At 64.8% G+C, this 250-nt stretch carries 1 protein-coding gene; it reads right to left on the bottom strand.

Annotated elements, in window-relative coordinates:
• Positions 1-182 (bottom strand): hypothetical protein (locus tag RVY79_RS20935; protein ID WP_317466533.1); only part of this gene is annotated, 182 nt, incomplete at its 3' end.
• Between the last annotated feature and the right edge of the window lie 68 nt (positions 183-250).

Here is a 250-nt window from a genome sequence, read left to right as displayed (position 1 = left end):
CCACTCGCGTCAACGTCTGCAGCGGAGGTGAATTGTCCGTATGGGTGAGTCGGATACAGCCAGCGCGTGCCTCCGTCGGCGCGAGGGTATTGCTCGGGTGGTTTGCCAAAAAGCGCTTCCACGGCGGAGGCCGGGTGGCCGATCAGTGCCTCCCCCGTTTGAATGGGGTGAGTACGGTACATGCGCTCATCCACGCCAGCGCAATGGCGAGCTGCGCGGTGCGCTGCCAGGTTCGGGTGCCCACGATGGT

This window comes from Chromohalobacter sp. HP20-39, from assembly GCF_033052815.1.
Taxonomy (GTDB): domain Bacteria; phylum Pseudomonadota; class Gammaproteobacteria; order Pseudomonadales; family Halomonadaceae; genus Chromohalobacter.
This window is presented reverse-complemented; position numbering and strand designations above follow the sequence as displayed.